Here is a 21,587-nt window from a genome sequence, read left to right as displayed (position 1 = left end):
GCCATGTCCGAGGCCATGATGATGTCCTTGTTGCCCGTGGTCGTGATGAAGATGTCGGCGGTCTCGACGACATCGTCCAGCGTGGCGACCTGGTAACCGTCCATCGCGGCCTGCAGGGCGCAGATCGGGTCGATCTCGGTGACGATGACGCGCGCGCCCTGGCCACGGAGGGACTCGGCGCAGCCCTTGCCGACGTCGCCGTAACCGAAGACGACGGCCGTCTTGCCGCCGATGAGGACGTCGGTGGCGCGGTTGATGCCGTCGATCAGGGAGTGGCGGCAGCCGTACTTGTTGTCGAACTTCGACTTCGTCACGGCGTCGTTCACGTTGATCGCCGGGAAGAGCAGGTCACCCGACTGCATCATCTCGTACAGGCGGTGGACACCGGTGGTGGTCTCCTCGGTCACGCCGCGGATCTCGGACGCGAGCTGGGTCCACTTCTGGGGGGACTCGGCGAGGGTGCGGTTGAGGAGCTGCAGGATGTAGCCGTATTCCTCGGAGTCCGCGGTGGACGGGTCCGGGGCGGAGCCGGCCTTCTCGAACTCGACGCCCTTGTGGACGAGGAGGGTGGCGTCACCACCGTCGTCGAGGATCATGTTCGGGCCGCCGGTGGGGGTGTTCGGCCAGGTCAGCGCCTGCTCCGTGCACCACCAGTACTCCTCCAGCGTCTCGCCCTTCCAGGCGAAGACGGGCACGCCCTGCGGGTTCTCCGGGGTGCCGTTCGGGCCCACCGCGATGGCGGCGGCAGCGTGGTCCTGGGTGGAGAAGATGTTGCAGGAGGCCCAGCGGACGTCGGCGCCGAGGGCGACGAGGGTCTCGATGAGCACGGCCGTCTGCACGGTCATGTGCAGCGAGCCGGTGATACGGGCGCCGGCCAGCGGCTGCGACGCCGCGTACTCCCGCCGGATCGACATCAGGCCGGGCATCTCGTGCTCGGCCAGGGTGATCTCCTTGCGGCCGAAGGCGGCGAGGGAGAGGTCTGCGACCTTGAAGTCCATGGGTGCTGCTCCTCATGGTTCGAGAGGGTGGGTACGGCTGGGCCGTGCGCCGGCCGGATGGAGACATGGCGGCACACCGAGCACAGTCCGTCGGGGGTCCTCTCTCCCCTCGGCCGGCCTCTCGGACCGCCCGACCGCCATCAGCAGCGACGCCTGACACTGATGACGAATCTACACCGATCGGCGCAGCGGACCCCAGTCGACCGGAGATCACGCCGGGGCGGGATCCACGCCGGACTCGGGCTGGATGCGGGCGGGATTCGGGCCGGATTCGGGCCGGATTCGAGCGGGTCCGCGATCATGGACGGGCATCGCGAGATCCGGTGGTCGCCCCCGCCGCCCGGTCGGATCCCGCACGGGTACGGGGACCGCCCGCCGCGCGGATCCGGCCGGACCGTATCCTTCCGGCCGTTCGTACCGCTGGGAGGGGTTGGGGATTCATGGCACGCAGGCCCGGGCGCAAACGGGGCATCTGGGCGATCGTCCTGCTGGTGCTGGGCGTCGCACTGATCGGTGGCCCGATCGTGATCGCGCTGAGCGGGTTCACCGCGGCGCGCGCGTTCAGTGACAACATGCGGCCCACGATCGTCCCTGAGGACCTCGTCGTCCTCCGCAAGGACACGTCCGGGGTCCGGCGCGGCGATGTGGTGACCTATGACCCGTCCGGCTGGGGGCTGAGAGGCCCGTTCCTCGGACGCGTGGTGGCGGTGGGGGGTGACCGCATCTCTTACACGCTGGGGGACGGAACCGTGACCCTCAACGGGCGGCCGCTCGACGAGCCCTACGTCCTGAACGGCGCCCCGGGGGCAGGCGGGGTGTCCTTCGATGTGGTGGTGCCGCAGGGCCGGGTCTTCATCCTCGGTGACAACCGCGGCAATTCCGCGGACTCCCGCTTCCACCCGGACAGCAACAGGGGGACGGTGCCCGTGGCGGCCGTGACCGGGGTCGAGGAGGACCAGGAGAGCCCGCTGTCCCTCGGGCTCGGCCTGGGCGTCTTCGCCGGGATGTGCCTTCTGCCCGTGGGCATCGGGCTGGGGATCGCCGCCCTGGTGGTGCGGCGCCGGAGGCCCGTGCCGCAGGTGCGGCCCGTCTGGGGTGCCACGAGCGTCGAACCGCCGCGCGGTGATCGGCCGTAGCGAGGCAGCTGCGCCGAAGGCCCCCGCGAACTGCTGCTCGCGGGGGCCTTCGGGCGGTCCTGGTGTCACTCGGCGGCAGCCGGTGCCCGGTAGATGTCCGGTTCGAGGTAGATCACGCGGGCAATCGGGACGGCCTCGCGGATGCGGGCCTCCGCGGCGTCGATGGCCTTGGCCACCTCGGCGGCGGTGTCGTCGTGCTGGACCGCGATCTTGGCGGCGACCAGCAGTTCCTCGGGGCCGAGGTGCAGGGTGCGCATGTGGATCAGGCCGGTGACGGTCTCGCCGTCGACGACCGCGGCCTTGATCTTCTCGACCTGGTCCGTCCCTGCGGCCTCGCCGAGCAGCAGGGACTTGGTCTCGGCGGCCAGGACGAGGGCGATGACGATCAGCAGGATGCCGATGCACAGGGTGCCGATGCCGTCCCAGACGCCGTCGCCGGTGGCGAGGGCCAGGCCGACGCCGCCCAGGGCCAGGACCAGGCCGACCAGCGCGCCGAAGTCCTCCAGCAGGACCACGGGCAGCTCGGGGGCCTTGGCGCGCCGGATGAAGTCGGTCCACGACAGCTTGCCGCGGAGCTCGTTCGACTCCTTGATGGCGGTGCGGAAGGAGAAGCCCTCGGCGATGATCGCGAAGACGAGCACGCCGATCGGCCAGTACCAGTCCTCGATCGGGTGCGGGTGCTGGATCTTCTCGTAGCCCTCGTAGATGGCGAACATGCCGCCGACCGAGAACAGCACGATGGAGACGAGGAACGCGTAGATGTAGCGCTCCCGCCCGTACCCGAAGGGGTGTTGGGGCGTCGCCTCGCGCTGGGCCTTCTTCCCGCCGAGCAGGAGCAGCCCCTGGTTTCCGGAGTCGGCCACGGAGTGGACGCTTTCCGCGAGCATCGACGAGGAACCGCTGAAGAGGAATGCCACGAATTTGGCCACAGCGATGGCGAGGTTGGCGGCGAGTGCCGCCACGATCGCCCTGGTACCGCCCGACGCGCTCATGGGTGCAGGGTGTCCTTCCTAGCGACTGATACCGGCCGCACATTCTTGCAGCCGCCGGGAAGGACGCTACGTCAGACCATGACGGTGGCGCGGAAGACCGTACCGCTTCCGGACAGTTCGACCTTTTCTCCCGCCGGTACGAAGACCGACTCGCCCGGGGCCAGGGGCAGTTCGCCGACGTGCGGCGAACCAGCCGTGCAGAGCAGGATCTGCGGGGCTCCGTCCGGGAGCACGCGGGCGGCTCCGCCGGGGGCGAGGACGAAGCGGGAGAGCCGGAATTCTTCGATGGGGGCCTCGTAGACCTCCTCGCCGTTGCCCTCCGGGCGCAGCACGTGCGGGTCCCCCGGCTCGAAGTTCGTGATCTTCAGCAGTTCGGGTACGTCCACGTGTTTGGGGGTGAGTCCGGCGCGCAGCACGTTGTCGGAGTTGGCGAGCAGTTCGACCCCGAGGCCGTCGATGTAGGCGTGCGGGACGCCCGCACCGAGGAACACCGCCTCGCCGGGCTGGAGTCGGAAGTGGTTGAGGAGCATGGCCGCGACGACGCCCGGATCGCCCGGGAAGTGGTGGACGAGGGAGGCGTACGGGGCGTAGCGGCCGCCGAGGCGGTCCGCGGCGGCCTCGACCTCGGCGACGGTGCGGGCCATCTCGGCCCGGTCCGCGGTCAGTACGGCCGTGAGCACTTCGCGCAGGGCCGCGTCCTCGGGGTGGGCGTGGAGCAGGTCCACGTACGGCTTGAGGCTGTCCACGCCGAGGCCGTCGATGAGTTCGGCGGCCGCCAGGGGCGGGCGGAAACCGCAGAACCCCTCGAACGGGGTGAGCGCGCAGAGCATTTCGGGCTTGTGGTTGGGGTCCTTGTAGTTGCGGTGGGCGGCGTCGAGCGGCACGCCGCGGCGCTCCTCGTCCTCGAACCCGGCCCTGGCCTGGTCGAGGTCGGGGTGGACCTGGAGGGAGAGGGGCGCACCCGCTGCGAGGACCTTCAGGAGGAACGGCAGCCTCGGGCCGAACCTGGCGACGGTGGCGGCGCCCAGTTCGCCCTCGGGGTCGGCGGCGATGACGTCCGAGAGGGCCTGCTCACCGTCCCCGCGGTCGAGGCGGGAGGGCGCGCCCTGGTGGGCACCCATCCACAGCTCGGCCTGTGGCTCACCGGTGGGGTCGACACCGAGGAGTCGGGGGATCGCGGTCGTCGATCCCCAGGCATAGGGGCGGATCGTGTTGGTCAGGCGGTCCATCGTCGTCTTCCTGGATAGAGCCGGTCACCGTGATGCGTCTCAGCTGTGTCCCCCGGAGGCCAGCGCCAGGTAGGCGGTGGCGAAATCCGTGACGGCGAGGAGTTCGGCGAGCTGTTCCAGCTCGACGCCCTCCTCCGGTTCGAGCTCGCTGACGGCAGTGTCGTGGCTGAGGGCGAGCTCGCGTGCGGCGGGGGCGGCGGTGAGGCCCCCGGCCGGCCGGTCACGCAGCAGGACTACCCGGGCGCGAAGAGCCTGCGGCTCCTCGACCCGGTCACGGAAGAAGTCATCGGGATCGGCGCCGGCGGCGAACGCTCCGGCGAGCAGGACCCCGTGGGCGGGCAGGGCTTCGGGGAGCGCCGCGGACAGTGCGGGGCGTCCGGCGAGCTCGGCGAGGGTGGCGGCGAAGCGGCGGCCCGCGGGGCCGGCTCCGGCGCCCTCGCTCCAGATGAGCGGGAGGGAGTCGGCCAGCTCCGCGGCGAGGGTCTTGGCCGGGTTGGAGTACGTGGCGATGGCGGGCCCGCAGCGCTCGGCGGTGCGGTCCAGCCGGTCGGCGACGAGCTGGAGGGTGTCCGGGGCGGCGGTGATCAGCCCGACCTTGTCGAGGAGCAGCAGCAGCGGGGTGAGCAGGGCCCACAGCGCGCCGGGGCCGGCCGCGGCGGACTCGTCGAACTCCTGGTACGGGGCCTTGGCCATCGGTACGTGGAGCCCGTGCGCGCCTTCCACCGCCTCGTTCAGCGGTGAGCGCTCGGGGCCGACGGCGACGACGGTGCAGCCGCGCCGGTAGGCCTGGTCGGCGAGGACGCCCAGGCCGGGCTCGGTGCCGTCGGTGGTGGCGATGAGCAGCAGGTCGACGGGGCCGGCCCAGCCGGGCAGGGACCAGCGCAGGGCCCCGGCGGCGTGCGCGACGCCGGTGGGGTCCAGTCGGATGACGGGTGCGGAGGCTCCGGCGAGGGCGCCCAGCAGGTCGGCGACACCGGTCGCGGCGGTGCCGGGGCCCGCGATGAGGACCGCGCGGGGGCGGCCGTCGGGGCGCAGGTCGCCGAGGCCCGCCTCGGTCGCGTGCCGGGCCGCGGTGCGGACCCGGGCCCCGGCCTCGGCCGCGCCGCGGAGCAGGCCCCTGCGGTCTACGCGGGCGAGATCGTCCGGTGCGTCGAGGAGCGACTCGTCGAGCATGGCGGCCTCCTGCGGTGTTGACGCGGGTGGGGTCGGGCGCCGGCCGTCGGGCCGGCCTGCTGTCAGGCGGGGCGGCGGGCCTCGTCCACGAGGAGGACCGGGATGCCGTCACGGACGGGGTAGGCGAGACCGCAGTCCTGGCCGGTGCAGATCAGCTCGGGGGCCGTTTCGTCCGCCGACCGGTCCTGGAGGGGGGAGTGGCAGGCGGGGCAGGCGAGGATCTCCAGAAGACCGGCTTCGAGCGGCATGTGGTGCGTTCCCTTCGGGCATGCGGATGGTTGTGCGGTCGGGCGAGGTCAGCGTACCGCCGAGTCACCTCCGGTGCGGCCCGGAGCGCGCGTGGGCGGGCCGCCGGGTCCGGGGTGCCGCCCCGCCTTGGCCCCGGGCCCCTCGCCCCGGGCCCCTCGCCCCGGGCCCCTCGCCCCGGGCGCCGACGGGGTGGACCTGCCGGTGCGGCGCCGTTGCCGGGGCGCTGCCCCGGACCCCGCGCCTCAAACGCCGGCGAGGCTGGGATCGCCCCCGCCGAGGCGTTGGACGCGCGGGCGGTGTCGCCGGGGCTGAAGCGGTCAGGCGCGGATCAGGGCGAGGACCTCGTCGCGGATCTTGACGAGGGTCGCCCGGTCGCGGGCTTCCACGTTCAGGCGGAGCAGGGGCTCGGTGTTGGAGGCGCGGACGTTGAACCACCAGTCCGCTGCCGCCACGGTGAGGCCGTCCAGCTCGTCGAGGGTGACGCCCTCGCGGCCGGAGTAGGTCTCCTTGACGGCGGCCAGGCGGCCGGCCTGGTCGGCGACGGTGGAGTTGATCTCGCCGGAGCCCTCGTAGCGGTCGTAGGAGGCCACCAGGGCGGACAGCGGGCCGTCCTGGCCGCCGAGGGCCGCGAGGACGTGGAGCGCGGCGAGCATGCCGGTGTCCGCGTTCCAGAAGTCCTTGAAGTAGTAGTGCGCGGAGTGCTCGCCCCCGAAGATGGCGCCGGTCTTGGCCATCTCCTCCTTGATGAAGGAGTGGCCGACGCGGGTGCGGACGGGGGTGCCGCCGTTCTCGCGGACGACCTCGGGGACGGACCAGGAGGTGATCAGGTTGTGGATCACGGTGCCGGTGCCGCCGTTGCGCGCCAGCTCGCGGGCCGCGACCAGTGCGGTGATCGCGGACGGGGAGACGCCCTCGCCGCGCTCGTCGACGATGAAGCAGCGGTCGGCGTCGCCGTCGAAGGCGATGCCGAGGTCGGCGCCCTCGGCGAGGACGCGGGCCTGGAGGTCGACGATGTTCTTCGGGTCGAGGGGGTTGGCCTCGTGGTTGGGGAAGGTCCCGTCCAGCTCGAAGTACATCGGGACGAGGTCCAGCGGGAGGCCCTCGAAGACGGTCGGGACGGTGTGGCCGCCCATGCCGTTGCCCGCGTCGACGACGACCTTGAGCGGGCGGATCGAGGTCAGGTCGACCAGGCCGCGCAGGTGGGCGGCGTAACCGGGAAGGGAGTCCAGCTCGGTGACGGTGCCGGCGGCGGTGCCCTGCGCGGCGGCGGGGACGCCCTCGTCGGTCCACTTCTCCACCAGCTCGCGGATCTGCGAGAGGCCGGTGTCCTGGCCGACCGGGGCGGCGCCCGCGCGGCACATCTTGATGCCGTTGTACTGGGCCGGGTTGTGCGAGGCCGTGAACATGGCGCCGGGCAGGTCCAGGGCACCGGAGGCGTAGTACAGCTGGTCGGTGGAGCACAGCCCGATCAGGGTGACGTCCACGCCGCGGGCGGCCGCGCCGCGCGCGAAGGCCGCGGACAGGCCCGGGGAGGAGGGCCGCATGTCATGGCCGATCACGATCGCCGGGGCGCCCGTGACCTCGACGAACGCGGCACCGAACAGTTCCGCCAGGGGCTCGTCCCACTCGTCCGGCACGACACCGCGCACGTCGTACGCCTTGACGATGTTCGAAAAATCTGCGGCCACTGCCTGCCCTCCTGAAGGTCCTGTGCGGTCCGGCCAACCTACCTTGAACCACGGGACGCCAGTCAGATGAACGCAGCCGGATGGCCGGGGCGCGTCAGGAATCCGGCGATCTCAGGACGCGCAGATGTCCACGACGCGTCTCGCCGGAGGCCTGGCCGCCGTTCTGGCCGTGCCCGGAGCCTCCGGCCCCGGCCGCGCGCTCCGGCGGGCGGGCGGCCTCGCGGACGGCGTTCGCGAGGGCTTCGAGGTCGTCACCGCTGGGGCGCGACGGCGCGGAGCCGTCGGACAGGCGGACGACTTCCCAGCCGCGCGGCGCGGTCAGGCGTTCCGAGTGCTCGGCGCACAGGTCGTAACAGTGGGGTTCGGCGTAGGTGGCGAGCGGGCCGAGAACTGCGGTCGAATCGGCGTAGACGTACGTCAGTGTCGCGACGGCAGGGCGGCCGCACGCGGTGCGCGAACAGCGACGTACAAGGCTCACGACGTTGGACGGTACCGCACTCTTGACCGGGCCGCGACGACTCTGCCGCCGCTCCCTCCCCCGTGTCGCCCCGAGGGCTACCCTGCGGGGGTGACGGACAGCACCCTTCCTCCCTCTCCCGCGGACCCGCCCGCGGGGGTCCCGGCCGAGCCGCGCGTGCGTCGGCGGGACCGGCACGGCCGCGGAATGCGCGGGCCGGTGGCGCCGCCCCAGGTGCCGTTGTCGGCGAGCCGCGCGGAGCTGTTCGGGGACCTCGTACGGGATTCCGTGGAGCGGCTGGAGCGGCGGTGGCCGCAGCTGGCCGAGGTGGAGTTCCTGGTCGGCGAGGTCCCGGGTCCGCCGGGCGGCCCGGACGGCGGCTGGAACGACGAGGCGGTGCCGCTGGGCTCGCTGTCGGAACCGGCGGGCGGCAGGCCGGCCCGGATCGTGGTGTTCCGGCGGCCGGTGGAGATCCGTACGAAGACGCGGGACGACAAGGCGCTGCTGGTCCACGAGGTGGTGGTGGAGCAGGTGGCGGAGCTGCTGGGACTGTCGCCGGAGACCGTTGATCCGCGTTACGGGCAGGACTGACGCTGGTCGGCCCCCGGCCGTGGTCGGGGGCGGCCCCGCTGCCGGGGCTCCGCCCCCGACCCCGCGCCTCGAACCCCGGCGAGGCCGCGTGCCGTCACCTGGTCAGGACCGAGAGGTCCTGGGCGGCCCTGGGGACCGAGACCGTGGAGCGGTCGTCCGTGAAGGCCTGGACGGTGAACATCGCGATGCCCTCGTGCGGCAGTGACAGGGTGCGGGCCGCGTGGACCGGGCCGCCGGAGAGGGTCTCGACGGTCAGGGCGTAGGCGCCCTTGCCGCCGGACGGGGCCAGGGCGAGGGTCTGCGTGGTGCCGGCCTTGACGGTGACCTCCTTGGAGGCGGGCTCGCCCCCGCCGGTGCCCGGCGAGGCCGTCACCTTGACCTTGGCGTCGGCGCCCGGGGCCGTCATGGACAGCAGGGTGGTGTTCTCCTCGGGCCGGTTGTCGGCCACCGTCGCCCGCGTGCCGACCGGGCCGGTGGCCGGTACGAAGGCCAGTTCCTGCTTGGCGCCGCTGCCGCGGACCACGCGGACCGCGGCGACCACCGGGGTGCTCTTCTTGGCGTCGGCCGGGGTCAGCAGCAGCGAGCCGGGCTCCCCGCGAGTGACGTCCGCGAGGTCGGCGGTGGCGGTCATGCCCGCCTTGACGTGCAGCTGCTCGTTGCCCGCCGGGCTGATGGCGCCGCCCGGGGCCGCGAGGCGCAGCTTGAGGTCCGCGTCCTGTTCGCCGGGCACGAAGGCGACGAGCCGTACGGAGGTGGCGTCCGCGGGGATGCCGGGCAGCACGAGGGAGCCTGCCGGGTCGGTGGAGGCGGGCAGCCAGTCGGCCCCGACGCCCTCCTCGGCGACCTGCACGGTGGCGCCGACGCGGCCCGCCCGGGTGGTGACGTGGGCGGTGGCGTCCGTGAGCTGGACGCCGGGGACGAGGGTGGCGAGGGAGACGGTCCTGGTCGACTTGGGGTCGACGCGGATGCTCTCTCCGATGCCCGCCTCGGACTTGGCCAGCCCGTCCGGGCCGAACAGCTTGATGTCGACGGTGGCGGCGGCGTCGTCCGGGTTGGTGAGGTGGACGAAGTCCTCTCGCCCCTTGGCCGTGCTGACCGCGGGGAACCAGAAGTCGGTGCCGGGCGCGGTGCAGGCGGTTCCGAGGACTCCGCGGGCCCGGCCCACGGTGACCTTGGTGGTCAGCTGCGCCGTCCAGCCGGGGGCGAGGGCGCCCTCGGCGCTGCCCGTGAGGGCGGGGGCCTCCGCTCCGGTGGCGGTGGCCCCGACGGGCTTGCCGGGCTCCTTGGACTCCAGTACGGGCTTGGCGTCCTTGGTGGCGCCGAGCAGCCGGGCCGCGCCCTTGCCGTCCCCGGAGCCCTTGGCGGCGGCCGGGGTGAAGGAGGTGTACGTGGTGTCGGCGATGTCGGAGGAGCTGGGCGCCGGGCACACCAGCAGGGACCGCTCGACCGGCATCCGGGCGGCGGCCGGCGCCTTGCCGTCGGCGGGCTTCCCGCCGGGGCCGGGCGCGGTGAGCGAGGCGATGCCGGTGAGGGCGGCGAGGGCCGCGGTCACGACGGCGAGCGTCAGGGGTGCGCGCTGCTTCACTGCTGGGGGCTCCCGTCAGGACGCGGGTCGTGCTGTGCGTGGGGGTCGTGCTGCCGGAAGGCGTCGAAGGGCTCGTACGGCTGCTCGTACTGGGGGTACTGCTGCGGGTACGGGTCCTCGTAGGCCTGCTGGGGCTGCTGGGGCTGGTGCTGCTGGTCGTAGGCCGGGTAGGGCTCGTACGGCTGCTGCTGCTCGTACGCGTAGCCGTTCTGGTCGCCGTACGCCTGGTACGCGTACGCGTCGTCGCCGTACACCGGCTGGGCGGGGATGTCCGCGTACGGGTCGGCGACGGCCGCCGCCTCCGCCGGGGCCTGCGCCTGCTCGGCCTCCGCGCGCAGGCGGCGGGCGCGGCGGCCCTCGCCCGCGGCCTCGGAGGCGGGGGCCTCCTCCTCCGGGAGGTCGTCGTCGAGGCTGGCCCGGCGGCCGGGCAGCGCCATCACCAGGAGCACCAGCGCGAGCAGGCCCTGCGCCCAGTGCCAGGCGGTGCGTACGAGCGAGGTCTCGTGGACGAGGTCGAGGCGGCCGCCCGCGGCGGGGAGTTCGAAGCCCTGCGCCCAGCCGTCGACGGTCTTCGCCTTGAGGGGCTTGCCGTCGAGGGTGGCCTGCCAGCCCGCGTCGGCGCGGTCGGCGATGCGCAGCACGCGGCCTGCCTCACCCGAGGGGATCTTGGCGCCGTGGACCTCTACGGGCCCGGCCGCGACGGGGATCGGGGCCTCGCCCTGCTTGGCGGAGACGATGACGGCGCGGGGCAGCCAGGGCTCGACGCCCCACAGGGCGGTGCCGTCCTGCTGGTGGCGCCGGCTCAGGCCCGGGGTGGCGTCGAGGACGCGGCGGATCTCCTCGGGGCCGCCCGGGCGGAACATGACGAAGCGGATGGCGTAGGCGCTGAGCTGGCTGGACTGGTCGGCGCCGGAGCCGGCGACGAGGTTGGAGACGACCTTGTCGAGGCGTCGGTCGCCGCCGCTCGCACGGGTGATCTCGGCGTCGCCGAGCCGTCCGCCGGGCCCGCGCACCAGGCTGTAGGAGACGCCCTTGGCGGCGTCGAGGCCGAGGACCAGGGTGCGGGTCTGGTTGTCGTCCCCTCCGGCGTCGGCGACGAAGGCCGGGACCTGCACCGGGTCGCGGCGCTCCAGCGGGCCGTCGGCGCCGGCGACCATCCAGGTGGCCGCGGCGACGAGCGGGCCCGCGGCGGCGGCGAGCCCGATCAGCGCGGCCACGGGCTGGCGCCAGCCGAAGCTGCGGGCGGCGACGCGTTCCCTGGCGCCGTCCGCGCCGACCGCGGCGGCGGCGAGGAGGGCGAGTCCGTACACGAGGGTGGCGGGTCCGGCCCAGGAGCCGCGGTTGAGCAGGACGGCGAGGGCCAGGGCGGCCAGGGCGGCGGCCCAGGCGGTGCGGACGGCGGGGCGCCGGTCGGTACGCAGCAGGGCGGCGAGCGCGGCCAGGACGATGCCGATGAGGAGCGGGCCGGCGCCGGTGCCGGGGCCGCCGGGGCTGATGCCGAGCAGGTCGAGGCCGCTCGCGGAGCCGGGTCCGTACGGCAGTCCGGCCTCGTCGAGGAGGCGTCCGGGGTGCAGGAACAGGCCCAGCGACCAGGGGGCGAGGACGAGGAGCGGGACGGCGAGGGTGGCCAGCAGGCGCGGTGCGTACGTCTTCCACCGGGCCCGGCGCCGGGCCAGCGCGGCGGCGCCGAGGACGGCGGCGAGCGGCCAGACGACGGGGGTGAAGGCGGTGGCCAGCGTCAGCAGGAGGGTGTACGTCCACACCGCGCGCCAGGTGCCGCGCCGCTCGGGGTCGTCGGTCCCGTCGGAGGTGGTCCCGCCCAGTCCGAAGGCGGAGACGGCGGACCGGGCGATGAGCGGCAGCAGGACGGCGAGCAGGGCGGTGCCGAGGCGGCCGCCGGCGAGGGCTCCGGTGACGGCGGGCAGGAAGGCGTAGGCGACGGCGGCCCAGGCGCGCAGCAGCCGGGACTCGACGAGCGGCCGGGCGGCGAAGTAGGCGGTGAGGCCGGCCAGTGGGACGGATCCGACGAGCAGCAGCGTCAGGGCGGCCTGGGTGGATCCGAACAGCAGCGTGGCGAGGCCGCCGAGGACGGCGAGGTAGGGGGGCGCCGGGGCGGTGGTGCCGGTCCCCACGGGCTGCCAGCCGGCGGTGTAGGCCCGCCAGAGGTCGGCGCCGGCGTCGGGGGCGGGCAGCAGGGCGCCGCCCATGAGGGAGCCGCCCCCGATCAGGGCCCGGCAGGCGGCGAGGGAGACGAGCAGGAGGACGGCGAAGAGGGCGGGGGCGGGGTTGCGGGCGATCCGCTTGAGGCGCGCGAACCGCTCCTCGGCCACCGGGTAGTCGCCGTCCTCGCCGGGGGCGGTCAGGATGCTGCCGCCGCCGTGCCGGCCGGCTGGGGCGGAGTCGGGGCCGCGGGCGTCGCCGAAGTATCCGGCGAGCTGTTCGACGTTGGCCCGCAGGGAGGCGCCGGGCGGCGGGAAGAGCGGCCGCAGTTCGGCGGCGGGGACGACGGGGCGGCGGCGGCGCCTGCGGGCGCCGAGGATCCGGCCGGGGCGGAGCAGCACGGCGAGGAGGCCGGTGATCTCGTCGACGGCCTGTCCGGGGGCCTTGCCGACGAGGTAGGCGAGGGTGCGCAGGACGGTGCCGAGCAGCACGCGGAGCAGGACGTACGGCAGGGCGCGGCCGGAGCTGTTGGCGAGGATCGTGTAGACGGCGCCCGCCTTGTCCACGCGGTGCGGGCTGGCGCTCGTACGGCCCGCGCAGTCGACGGTGCGGCGCTCGCGGGCGGCCGCCTCGGCGTGGCGCATGACGGCGTCGGGGGCGACGAGGACGGTGTGGCCGGCGCTCTGGGCGCGCCAGCACAGGTCGACGTCGTCGCGCATGAGGGGCAGGCGGCGGTCGAAGCCGCCGAGGTCGTCGTAGACGTCGCGGCGCACGAGCATGCCGGCGGTGGAGACGGAGAGGACGGGGCGGACCTGGTCGTGCTGGCCCTGGTCCTGTTCGCGCCGGTCGAGTCCGGTCCAGCGGCGGCCGCTGCGGGCGATGGTGACGCCCGCTTCGAGCAGCTGCTTCTTGTCGTACCAGCCGCGCAGCTTGGGGCCGATGACGGCGGCGTCGGGGTTCTCGTCGGCGACGCGCAGCAGTTCGGCGAGGGCGTCCGGTTCGGGGGCGCTGTCGTCGTGGAGCAGCCAGAGCCACTGGACGGGCTCGCCGTGCGGGAGTTCGGGGAGGTCGTAGTGGTCGTCGCGCCAGGTGCGGCTGACGGGGTCCCAGCCGCTGGGGCGCTTGAGGTAGGGCAGGTCCTCGGGGGTGAGGGTGCCGGCGGTGCGGGCGGCTTCGTCGACAGCGGCGCCGAATCCGGTGCGGCGGGCCAGGTGCAGGACGCGGTCGTCGCCGAAGGCCTCGGTGAGGAGCCGCGCGGACTCGTCGGCGCTGCCGGTGTCGGCGGCGACGTGGTTCTGCGCGGGACGTTCCTGGCCGAGCAGGCCGGTGAGGGTCCGGGGCAGCCAGCGGGCGCCGTCGTGGGCGACGAGGACCGCGGTGACGACGTGCCGGGGGAACTCGGGGGTGGCGGGGGCCTGCTGGGAGGCCGCCGACTGGCTGTGCAGGGACATCGCGGTACGGGCCCTCCGGCCGGGGGTCCGGGGGTGGTGTGCCCTCGGAGGCTGCTGGACAGCGCCCCACCCTAACGGCTGGCAAAGCGACGGTCCGCCTCCTGCGGGGAAGGTGCGGGAGGCGGACCGTGTGCGGTGCTCTTGCCGTGCTGGGTGCCTTGTCGGCCGTGCGGTCGATATGCCGTGCGATACGTCGTGCCATGCGTGGTGCGATATGTCGGGTGATGCGTGGAAGGTGCCGGTCGGGCGGCGCTTCCGGGCCCGGGCCGGCGGTCGTACCGGGGGCGGGCGGCTGGTCGGACCGGTGGTCGGAAGGCCGGTCGGGCCAGGGGGTCGGGCGGTCGGCGGACGGCTAGACGGCGGCCTTTTTCAGACGGCGCCGCTCGCGCTCGGACAGACCGCCCCAGATGCCGAATCGCTCGTCGTTGGCGAGGGCGTACTCAAGGCATTCGGAGCGGACCTCGCAGGCCAGGCAGACCTTCTTGGCCTCGCGGGTGGAGCCGCCCTTCTCGGGAAAGAAGGATTCGGGGTCGGTCTGGGCGCACAACGCGCGCTCCTGCCATCCGAGCTCCTCGTCCGCCTCCTCGACCAGCAGTTCCTGAAACAGCTCGGTCATGTGCGCCCCTCGCTCTGTCTGTGCGTCCCCGTGGTCATGTCGTCACAGATCGCTACGTAACGACACGAGTGAAATTACAAGTGCGGTGCTCCTGGGCCGTCAAGCCGAGATCTGCTATTGGGCCCCTTATTCACTCTGCGGAACCAAGCGTATGCAGAAAGTGTTCATATCGCCAAAAATCGTGACACATGCCACGGGCGTCACGTGATGCCCGTCTTCACCCGGAATCGACGTGTCACCCAGGGGTGTGGTTGCGATCCGGCCAAAGAAGCGGCGTAGATCACAGTCCGATCACGAGATCGTGCGCCGGGTTTGGACGCGCCGGGTTTGGAGCCCGGCACAGCGCCCACATCCCCTGCCCTCGGCTGCACAAACCTTTCTCCGTGCACGGTAACCGGATGAGGTGAAACTTTTGCCCCATTCCAGACATTGGGTTGACAGTCCGACCTCTGACCCGTTCTCCTTGTTCGCATGTCAGCGCCCGCAGCCACCACCCGGACCCCCATTCGTGGGTTCCTGTGCGCTGCCCAGGTTCGCTGTTGCTGTTGCAGCTGTTGATGCCCCAGGAGCGTCCGCTCCTCCTGAGCTCCGGCCACCCCCACAGCGACCGCCAGCACCACTGACATCCGTCGAGGACTCCCCCCACGATGAACAGCACCGCCACCACCACCCCCACGGCCACCGTCGAGAGCGACCTCCAGATCGCCGGCGACATCCTCGCCGTCCAGCACCTCCTCCAGCCCGCCCGTGAACACCCGGCCACCGTCGCCGAGTTCGTCGGCCTCGCCCGTTCCATCGCCGAGGACCGCGACTCCTGGGCGCACCTCGTCCAGTACGACGCGACCACGCGCTGGTACCACCGGCTGCGCACCGGCCCCGGCTACGAGGTCTGGCTGCTGAGCTGGGTCCCCGGACAGGGCAGCGGCCTGCACGACCACGGCGCCTCCTCCGGTGTGCTGACCGTCCTGGAGGGCGAGCTCACCGAGCACACCGCCCGCGGCCCGCTCACCCACGGCCCCGGCGCGCAGCGCGTCCTCGCCCCCGGCCAGGCCCACGAGGTCGTCAACGACACCCTCGACGGCGCGGTCAGCCTGCACGTCTACTTCCCCGGCCTCACCGAGATGCCGATGCACCACTGCTCCCCCGCGGAAACCGCGCCCGTACACGCCTGACCTCGATCGGCCTGACAAACTGCCGTGCATGCGCATTGTTGTTCTGGCCGGCGGTATAGGCGGCGCCCGGTTCCTCCGCGGACTGAAGTCGGCAGTCCCCGACGCGGACATCACCGTCATCGGCAACACCGGTGACGACATCCACCTGTTCGGGCTCAAGGTGTGCCCCGACCTGGACACCGTCATGTACACCCTCGGCGGTGGCATCAACGAGGACCAGGGCTGGGGCCGCACCGACGAGTCCTTCACCGTCAAGGAGGAGCTCGCGGCGTACGGGGTCGGCCCCACCTGGTTCGGCCTCGGCGACCGCGACTTCGCCACGCACATCGTCCGCACGCAGATGATCGGCGCCGGCTACCCCCTGAGCGCCGTCACCGAAGCCCTCTGCGACCGCTGGCAGCCCGGGGTACGGCTGCTGCCCATGACCGACGACCGGGTCGAGACCCACGTCGCGATCACCGACGCCGAAACGGGCGAGCGCCGCGTCGTCCACTTCCAGGAGTACTGGGTCCGGCTGCGCGCCGCGGTGGACGCGGAGGCCGTCGTCCCCGTCGGGGCCGACCGGGCCAAGCCCGCGCCCGGCGTACTGGAGGCCATCGCCGCCGCCGATGTGATCCTCTTCCCGCCGTCCAACCCGGTGGTCTCGGTCGGCACGATCCTCGCCGTCCCCGGCATCCGGGAGGCCGTGGCCTCCGCCGCCGCGCCCGTCATCGGCCTCTCCCCCATCGTCGGGGGCGCGCCCGTGCGCGGGATGGCCGACAAGGTGCTCGCCGCGGTCGGAGTCGAGTCCACGGCCGCGGCCGTCGCCCTGCACTACGGCACCGGGCTGCTCGACGGCTGGCTCGTGGACTCCGCCGACGCGGACGCGGTCGCCGAGGTGGAGGCCGCCGGGATCGCCTGCCGCGCGGTGCCACTGATGATGACCGACCTCGCGGCGACCGCGGAGATGGCCCGGGCCGCCCTGGAGCTGGCCGGGACCCCCCGGTGACGGGCCCCTCGTACGAGGTCCGCGCCGTCGGCGGGATCCCGGAGGTCAGGCCCGGCGACGACCTGGCCAAGCTGATCGCGGCGGCCGCCCCCGACCTGCGGGACGGGGACGTCCTGCTCGTCACCTCGAAGATCGTCTCCAAGGCCGAGGGCCGCATCGTGGAGGCGGACTCGCGCGAGGCGGCGATAGACGCGGAGACCGTACGGGTCGTGGCGCGCCGCGGCGCCCTGCGGATCGTCGAGAACCGGCAGGGCCTGGTGATGGCCGCGGCCGGGGTCGACGCCTCCAACACGGCCCCCGGAACGGTGCTGCTGCTCCCCGAGGACCCCGACGCCTCGGCCGCCGCGATCCGGGCGGGCATCCGCGACGCCCTCTCCGTGGACGTGGGCGTCGTCCTGACCGACACCTTCGGGCGGCCGTGGCGGGCCGGGCTCACGGACGTGGCGATCGGCTCGGCCGGCGTACGGGTCCTGGACGACCTGCGCGGCGGCACGGACGCCCACGGCAATCCGCTGAGCGCGACGGTCGTCGCCACGGCGGACGAGCTGGCCGCCGCGGGCGACCTGGTGAAGGGCAAGGCGGCCGGCCTTCCGGTGGCCGTCGTGCGCGGGCTGGGCCACCTCCTCGGCGAGGGCGCCTCGGCCCGGGACCTGGTGCGCGCCCCCGCCGACGACATGTTCCGCCTGGGCACCTCGGAGGCGGTACGGGAAGCGGTGACCCAGCGCCGGACCGTACGGGCCTTCACCGGCGAGCCGGTCGACCCGGGCGCCGTGCGCCGCGCCGTGGCCGCGGCGGTGACGGCCCCCGCGCCGCACCACACCACGCCGTGGCGCTTCGTCCTGCTGGAGTCGGAGCGGTCCCGGACCGAGCTCCTCGACGCCATGCGGGACGCGTGGATCGCGGACCTGCGCCGGGACGGCAAGCCGGAGGACTCCATCGCCAAGCGGATCCGGCGCGGGGACGTCCTGCGCCGGGCCCCCTACCTGGTGGTGCCGTGCCTGGTGACGGACGGCGCGCACGAGTACGGGCACGCGCGGCGGGACGCGGCCGAGCGGGAGATGTTCGTCGTCGCGATGGGCGCGGGCGTGCAGAACCTGCTGGTCGCGCTGGCCGGGGAGCGGCTGGGATCGGCGTGGGTGTCCTCGACGATGTTCTGCCGGGACGTGGTGCGCGAGGTACTGCGGCTGCCGCGGGACTGGGACCCCATGGGAGCGGTGGCCGTCGGCCACCCCGCCGCGGCTCCGGCGGAGCGGGCCGGGCGGGACCCGGAGGACTTCATCCAGGTCCGTTAGAGGCGGCCGATGTCCCAGCGGGGCATCCCGGGAACGCGGCGGGGCGGGGTGCGGCCGGCCAGGAGGATCAGGCGGGCCGCCCGGTGGCGCTGGCCCGCGTAGGGGGCGAGGAGCTCCAGCATGACGGCGTCGTCGGCGTCGCGGTCGCCCGCGAGGGCGTAGCCGATGATGCCGGGGAGGTGCAGGTCGCCGGTGGTGACGGCGTCCGGGTGTCCGTTGCTGCGCTGGAGCGTCTCGGCGGAGGTCCACGGGCCGATGCCGGGGACGGCCTCCAGCCGGGCCGCGGCCCGTGGGAGCTCCATGGCGGCGGCCTCCTCCAGGCGGGGCGCGACGCGGACGGCGCGCAGGATCGTGGAGGAGCGCTTCGCGTCGACCCCGGCCTTGTGCCAGTCCCAGGACGGGATCCGGGCCCAGGTGGGGGCGGTCGGCATGACGTACAGGCCCAGCGCCCGCACCTCCTGCGGGCCGGGGGCGGGCTCGCCGTACTGCCGTACGAGGCGGCGCCAGGCGCGGTAGGCCTCGTCGGCAGTGACCTTCTGCTCCAGGATCACCGGGATCAGCGACTCCAGGACCATCCCGGTGCGGGTCAGGCGCAGGCCGGGGCGGCGGCGGTGGCTGGCGTGCACGAGGCGGTGGCGGGGGACGAAGGCGGCCGGGTCGTCGGCGGCGCCGAGGAGCGCGGGCAGCTGCTGGAGCATCCAGTCGGCGCCGGGGCCCCACGCCTCGGCGTGGATCCCGCCCTCCGCGGCGGCGACCCTGAGGGTGGCGGAGCCCTGCGGGGTCTGGGAGGCCTTCCAGACGGAGCCGTCGGGAGTGGTGCGGAAGGTGGGGTCGGCGGGGCCGCGTCTGAGGGGGCCGAGGGTGAGGCCGAGGTCCACGGGGCCCTCGGGGGTCCACACCCGGGCCTTGGCCGCGGACCCTACGGGCCGCCCCCGGCCTGCGGGCACGTGGGTGCGGCCGCCGCGGGCTGCGGTGGGGGTGAGGGGGTCGAAGCGGCCGGCCATGCCTCTGAGCGTATCCCCACCTTTCCCGACCGCCGGCGGGGCCGGGTGTGCGGCGGGGTGGCCCCGTGCCGTCGGACCCCGGGTGCCCGTCGGTTCGGCCTGCAGCACCCCCGCGCCGCCGGGGCCGGGTCTGCGGCGGGGTGCCCCCGCAGGGCGTCGAACGCAACCACCCTCCACGTGCCGGTGCCTCTGCAGGTTCGACGCCCGAGGAGGTGCCCCGGCGCGCGGCCGGCCCCGGCGGCCCTTGTGTGCGGCCGCTGCGCGGGGCTGGTCCCCTACCCGCCCTTCCACCGTTCCCTGGGGCTCCGCCCCAGACCCCGCGCCTCAAACGTCGGCGAGGCTGGAATTGCCGCTGCACGGCAAACCAGCCCCGCCGGGCCGTACCCAGCCTCGCCGGCGTTTGAGGCGCGGGGTGCGGGGCGGAGCCCCGGGGGGGCGGGGAAGCCGCCGGGGGCTAAGGGCGGCCCTGGAGTTTGGCCGACGTGGTGCGGGTCGGGGGGAGCTGTTCGTACAGCCGCTTGCCCGGGCATTCCGTCGCGAAGCCGTCGCGGTGGCCGGAGATCACGTTCAGCCTCACCGACTGGCCCTTGGGGAAGCGGTTGCCGCCGCCCGACTTCAGGGTGGTCTTCGCCCGCGGGTCCGCGCCGAAGAGGCCGAGCTTCCAGGCCGTGAGGCGGGCCACCGCGTCGAGGGCGGCCTTCGGCGGGTTCGCCGAGGTGAACGTGCCGATGACGGCGATGCCCATGCTGTCGGTGTTGAAGCCCATGGTGTGCGCGCCCATCACCGGCTTGGAGACCCCGCCCGCGCGGCCCTCGTACACCGTGCCGCACTTGTCGACGGCGAAGTTGTAGCCGATGTCGCGCCAGCCGCTGCTGACCACGTGGTAGCGGTACAGGCTGCGCAGTACCGCCGGGGCGTCCTTGCAGGCGTAGTTGTTGCCGGAGGCGCTGTGGTGGACGAAGGCCGCCTTGACGGTGTTCGTGTAGACGAAGCCGGGCTCGCGCAGGCTCTCGTCCGCGCCCCACCCCTTGCGGGTGACGATGCGCGGGCGCGGGCCGATGTAGGCGGCGGCGGCCTCGGACAGGTCGCCGTCGCTCGCGAAGACCGCGTCGGCCGTGGAGTCTGCCTTGTCCAGGGCGGTGATCTCGTTCGCGCCGAGCGGGGCGTGCGGGACGTTCGCGGCGGAGGACTCGGCCATTTCCATGGTCATGCCCGGCACCACCACCTCGCCCTTGTCGTCGCCGACGGGGTGGCCGTTCTTGCCGTCCGCCGCGGTACCCGGTGCGGACCGGCCCGGGTCGACGAGTTCGATGCGCAGGCCGGACGGCAGCCGGGCGCCGGCGGCGCGGGTGCCGGTCCCGGCGCCGGGCTCCGCCTGGACGCGGACCTCCACGCCGTCGGACTCGCCGACCCACAGGGGGGCGGTGGCGCCGCGGACGCGGCCGGAGCCGCGTTCGACGGCGTCGGGGTCGGCGGCGTGTTCGCCGTTGTGGGTCTCGACGTCCTGCCAGTCGGACCAGGTCTCGGTGGCCGTGGACCGGGTGCGGACCTGGACCCGGCCGTGGAGCTGGGTGGTGACGTCGTCCCAGACGACGCCGACCAGCGAGAACGTCTTGACGTCGCGTGCGGCCAGGCCGCGGGTCTCGGGGAGGCGGGGCGAGGCGCTCATGCCGGGGACACCGGGGCTGCGGTCCGAGGCGTCCGGTCCGAGGGGGGCGAGCGGCAGGGACTGGGTGGACCCGGCGGGGGTCACGGGTGCGGCGGCCGCGTCCGGGGACACGGCCGCGAAGGCCGGGGCGGGGAGCACGAGGGGCAGGGCCAGGGCTGCTGCCGTCGCGACGCCGATCGAGGAAGCAAGAAATCCACGCATGGAAAGGATGGTGGGCACGCTCACCGCGCGGCGCCATCCGAGAACTGACGCCCCGTCCGATCGGGCCCGCCCTCGCCCTCCCTCGTACGGTGGACCGAGTGACCGCCGTACGGGGGACCGGCCCGCGTACGCTTCGGTGCGTGAACTCCACTGACCGCACCCCTGCCGACCTGCTGCGATCCGCGCTCGCCGCCGATCCGGGCCGCCCGCTCGTCACGTTCTACGACGACGCCACGGGCGAGCGCGTCGAATTGTCCGTGGCCACCTTCGCCAATTGGGTGGCCAAGACCTCCAATCTGCTCCAGGGCGACCTGGCCGCCGAGCCGGGCGACCGCCTCGCGCTGCTGCTCCCGGCGCACTGGCAGAGCGCCGTGTGGCTGCTGGCCTGCGCGTCGGTCGGGGTCGTCGCCGAGGTGGGCGGGGATCCGGCCGGCGCGGATCTCGTCGTGAGCGGGCCGGACTCGCTGGAGGAGGCGCGGGCCTGTTCCGGCGAGCGCGTGGCACTGGCGCTGCGTCCGCTGGGCGGGAGGTTCCCGCAGCCGCCGGCCGGGTTCGCCGACTACGCGGTGGAGGTGCCGGGGCAGGGGGACCGGTTCGCGCCGTTCGCCCCCGTCGACGCGGACGGGCCGGGGCTGGTCGTCGGCGGTGAGGAGCTCTCCTACGCGGAGCTGACCGCGCGGGCCCGTGAGGACGCGGCGAAGCTCGGCCTCGGTGCGGGTTCGAGGGTGCTGACCGGCCTCGGCTACGACACCTGGGAGGGGCTGTCGGCCGGGCTGTACGCGGCGCTGGCCTCGGGCGGGTCCGTGGTGCTGTGCCGGAACCTGGACCGGCTGTCGCCGGAGGCGCTGGCCCAGCGGGTCGAGAGCGAGCGCGTGACCCACACGGTGTGAGCCGTCACCCGCGCGGCGGGACGGCGGCGCCGGGCGATCTGTCACC

At 74.0% G+C, this 21,587-nt stretch carries 18 protein-coding genes; 6 read left to right on the top strand and 12 right to left on the bottom strand.

Annotation, left to right across the window (positions count from 1 at the left end):
* The coding region (locus ACZ6Y1_RS15210) for an adenosylhomocysteinase (protein ID WP_469628270.1) at positions 1–998 on the bottom strand (998 nt) is incomplete at its 3' end.
* 440 nt (positions 999–1,438) lie between these two features.
* Here ACZ6Y1_RS15210 and lepB point away from each other — a divergent pair.
* Positions 1,439–2,134 carry a signal peptidase I gene (gene lepB, locus ACZ6Y1_RS15205; protein WP_469628267.1) on the top strand — a complete coding sequence of 232 codons (696 nt, stop codon included), beginning with the start codon at positions 1,439–1,441 and terminating at the stop codon, positions 2,132–2,134.
* A gap of 65 nt (positions 2,135–2,199) precedes the next feature.
* Here the strand turns inward: lepB and ACZ6Y1_RS15200 are convergent, their stop codons facing one another.
* From ACZ6Y1_RS15200 to ACZ6Y1_RS15175, 6 genes are all read right to left on the bottom strand, one after another.
* Entirely contained in the window at positions 2,200–3,126 is a 927-nt protein-coding gene (locus ACZ6Y1_RS15200) for a cation diffusion facilitator family transporter (RefSeq protein ID WP_469628264.1), read from the bottom strand.
* A gap of 71 nt (positions 3,127–3,197) precedes the next feature.
* Positions 3,198–4,355, bottom strand: a complete 1,158-nt coding sequence (gene manA / locus ACZ6Y1_RS15195; RefSeq protein WP_469628261.1) for a mannose-6-phosphate isomerase, class I — start codon at positions 4,353–4,355, stop codon at positions 3,198–3,200.
* Between the two features lie 39 nt (positions 4,356–4,394).
* Positions 4,395–5,528, bottom strand: a complete 1,134-nt coding sequence (locus ACZ6Y1_RS15190; protein WP_469628258.1) for an SIS domain-containing protein — start codon at positions 5,526–5,528, stop codon at positions 4,395–4,397.
* A 62-nt stretch (positions 5,529–5,590) separates the two neighbouring features.
* Entirely contained in the window at positions 5,591–5,776 is a 186-nt protein-coding gene (locus ACZ6Y1_RS15185) for a Trm112 family protein (RefSeq protein ID WP_469628253.1), read from the bottom strand.
* A 318-nt stretch (positions 5,777–6,094) separates the two neighbouring features.
* Complete coding sequence (locus tag ACZ6Y1_RS15180; protein ID WP_469628250.1) at positions 6,095–7,465, bottom strand: phosphomannomutase/phosphoglucomutase; 1,371 nt, start codon at positions 7,463–7,465, stop codon at positions 6,095–6,097.
* A gap of 94 nt (positions 7,466–7,559) precedes the next feature.
* Positions 7,560–7,943 (bottom strand): DUF3499 domain-containing protein, encoded by a 384-nt coding sequence (locus ACZ6Y1_RS15175; protein ID WP_469628247.1) that lies wholly within the window; start codon positions 7,941–7,943, stop codon positions 7,560–7,562.
* 90 nt (positions 7,944–8,033) lie between these two features.
* On the opposite strand from ACZ6Y1_RS15175, the gene ACZ6Y1_RS15170 reads away from it, so the two are divergent.
* Entirely contained in the window at positions 8,034–8,513 is a 480-nt protein-coding gene (locus tag ACZ6Y1_RS15170; protein ID WP_469628244.1) for a metallopeptidase family protein, read from the top strand.
* Between the two features lie 94 nt (positions 8,514–8,607).
* On the opposite strand, the gene ACZ6Y1_RS15165 is transcribed toward ACZ6Y1_RS15170, so the two are convergent.
* The 3 genes from ACZ6Y1_RS15165 to ACZ6Y1_RS15155 form a co-directional block, all read right to left on the bottom strand.
* Positions 8,608–10,098 (bottom strand): DUF5719 family protein, encoded by a 1,491-nt coding sequence (locus ACZ6Y1_RS15165; protein WP_469628241.1) that lies wholly within the window; start codon positions 10,096–10,098, stop codon positions 8,608–8,610.
* Entirely contained in the window at positions 10,095–13,709 is a 3,615-nt protein-coding gene (locus ACZ6Y1_RS15160; RefSeq protein WP_469628237.1) for a glycosyltransferase family 2 protein, read from the bottom strand. The genes ACZ6Y1_RS15165 and ACZ6Y1_RS15160 overlap by 4 nt, the downstream gene beginning before the upstream one ends.
* Positions 13,710–14,061: 352 nt before the next feature.
* Entirely contained in the window at positions 14,062–14,325 is a 264-nt protein-coding gene (locus ACZ6Y1_RS15155; protein ID WP_003983763.1) for a WhiB family transcriptional regulator, read from the bottom strand.
* 647 nt (positions 14,326–14,972) lie between these two features.
* Between ACZ6Y1_RS15155 and ACZ6Y1_RS15150 the strand changes: the two genes are divergently transcribed.
* From ACZ6Y1_RS15150 to ACZ6Y1_RS15140, 3 genes are read left to right on the top strand one after another with little or no spacing between them, the layout of a single operon-like run.
* Entirely contained in the window at positions 14,973–15,497 is a 525-nt protein-coding gene (locus tag ACZ6Y1_RS15150; protein WP_469628232.1) for a cysteine dioxygenase, read from the top strand.
* A 28-nt stretch (positions 15,498–15,525) separates the two neighbouring features.
* Positions 15,526–16,485 carry a 2-phospho-L-lactate transferase gene (gene cofD, locus ACZ6Y1_RS15145; protein WP_469628228.1) on the top strand — a complete coding sequence of 320 codons (960 nt, stop codon included), beginning with the start codon at positions 15,526–15,528 and terminating at the stop codon, positions 16,483–16,485.
* The gene (locus ACZ6Y1_RS15140; protein WP_469628225.1) at positions 16,482–17,777 is read left to right on the top strand and encodes a coenzyme F420-0:L-glutamate ligase; all 1,296 of its coding nucleotides are present in this window, start codon (positions 16,482–16,484) and stop codon (positions 17,775–17,777) included. The genes cofD and ACZ6Y1_RS15140 overlap by 4 nt, the downstream gene beginning before the upstream one ends.
* Here the strand turns inward: ACZ6Y1_RS15140 and ACZ6Y1_RS15135 are convergent.
* Together ACZ6Y1_RS15135 and ACZ6Y1_RS15130 are read right to left on the bottom strand one after the other, a co-directional pair.
* Entirely contained in the window at positions 17,774–18,781 is a 1,008-nt protein-coding gene (locus tag ACZ6Y1_RS15135) for a DNA-3-methyladenine glycosylase family protein (RefSeq protein ID WP_469628222.1), read from the bottom strand. The genes ACZ6Y1_RS15140 and ACZ6Y1_RS15135 overlap by 4 nt on opposite strands.
* 454 nt (positions 18,782–19,235) lie before the next feature.
* The gene (locus tag ACZ6Y1_RS15130) at positions 19,236–20,651 is read right to left on the bottom strand and encodes a peptidoglycan recognition protein family protein (protein ID WP_469628219.1); all 1,416 of its coding nucleotides are present in this window, start codon (positions 20,649–20,651) and stop codon (positions 19,236–19,238) included.
* A gap of 140 nt (positions 20,652–20,791) precedes the next feature.
* Here ACZ6Y1_RS15130 and ACZ6Y1_RS15125 point away from each other — a divergent pair, with 140 nt between their 5' ends.
* Positions 20,792–21,541 carry a TIGR03089 family protein gene (locus ACZ6Y1_RS15125; protein ID WP_469628216.1) on the top strand — a complete coding sequence of 250 codons (750 nt, stop codon included), beginning with the start codon at positions 20,792–20,794 and terminating at the stop codon, positions 21,539–21,541.
* Positions 21,542–21,587 lie beyond the last annotated feature (46 nt).

The organism is Streptomyces sp. NPDC053432 (assembly GCF_055585365.1).
The sequence above is the reverse complement of the archived record's forward strand: the minus strand, read 5'-3'. Positions and strand labels throughout refer to the sequence as shown.

Excerpts from the sequence above, each read along its gene's own strand:
- manA (WP_469628261.1), bottom strand. The coding sequence starts at position 4,355 with ATGGACCGCCTGACCAACACGATCCGCCCCTATGCCTGGGGATCGACG.
- ACZ6Y1_RS15160 (WP_469628237.1), bottom strand. The coding sequence starts at position 13,709 with ATGTCCCTGCACAGCCAGTCGGCGGCCTCCCAGCAGGCCCCCGCCACC.
- ACZ6Y1_RS15135 (WP_469628222.1), bottom strand. The coding sequence starts at position 18,781 with ATGGCCGGCCGCTTCGACCCCCTCACCCCCACCGCAGCCCGCGGCGGC.
- lepB (WP_469628267.1), top strand. The coding sequence starts at position 1,439 with ATGGCACGCAGGCCCGGGCGCAAACGGGGCATCTGGGCGATCGTCCTG.
- ACZ6Y1_RS15130 (WP_469628219.1), bottom strand. The coding sequence starts at position 20,651 with ATGCGTGGATTTCTTGCTTCCTCGATCGGCGTCGCGACGGCAGCAGCC.
- ACZ6Y1_RS15155 (WP_003983763.1), bottom strand. The coding sequence starts at position 14,325 with ATGACCGAGCTGTTTCAGGAACTGCTGGTCGAGGAGGCGGACGAGGAG.
- ACZ6Y1_RS15185 (WP_469628253.1), bottom strand. The coding sequence starts at position 5,776 with ATGCCGCTCGAAGCCGGTCTTCTGGAGATCCTCGCCTGCCCCGCCTGC.
- ACZ6Y1_RS15190 (WP_469628258.1), bottom strand. The coding sequence starts at position 5,528 with ATGCTCGACGAGTCGCTCCTCGACGCACCGGACGATCTCGCCCGCGTA.
- ACZ6Y1_RS15150 (WP_469628232.1), top strand. The coding sequence starts at position 14,973 with ATGAACAGCACCGCCACCACCACCCCCACGGCCACCGTCGAGAGCGAC.
- cofD (WP_469628228.1), top strand. The coding sequence starts at position 15,526 with ATGCGCATTGTTGTTCTGGCCGGCGGTATAGGCGGCGCCCGGTTCCTC.
- ACZ6Y1_RS15200 (WP_469628264.1), bottom strand. The coding sequence starts at position 3,126 with ATGAGCGCGTCGGGCGGTACCAGGGCGATCGTGGCGGCACTCGCCGCC.